The 358-nt window shown below is 53.9% G+C and carries 1 protein-coding gene; it reads right to left on the reverse strand.

What is annotated here, in order from left to right; genetic code table 11:
* Positions 1-358 (reverse strand): class I tRNA ligase family protein (locus tag J0A66_RS22130; protein ID WP_206575995.1); only part of this gene is annotated, 358 nt, incomplete at both ends.

A 358-nucleotide genomic window follows, 5' to 3' on the forward strand; every position in this document is an offset into this window, starting at 1 on the left:
GGGCAGGTGCCTTTGATAAAACGATCCGGCAGGAACATCTGTTTTTCCGGGTCGTATAGCTGGCTGATGGTACGTTTGCTAATATAGCCGGCGTCGTTAAGGCGGCGATAAATCAGCTCCGACAGCTCACGGTTTTCCGGCGAGTGGGTGACATAGTAGTTGTCATACTCCACGTGAAAGTCCAGCAGGTCCTGATGGTGTTCAGCGCGGGTTTGCTCCACCATTTGCTCTGGGCTGATACCCAGTTCCTGGGCTTTAAGCATAACTGGCGTGCCGTGGGCATCGTCGGCGCACACGCTGTAGCACTGGTGACCGCGCATTCGCTGAAAACGGGTCCAGATATCCGTTTGAATATGTT

It is taken from the genome of Bowmanella dokdonensis (assembly GCF_017254865.1).
In the GTDB taxonomy this organism is placed as follows: domain Bacteria; phylum Pseudomonadota; class Gammaproteobacteria; order Enterobacterales; family Alteromonadaceae; genus Bowmanella; species Bowmanella dokdonensis.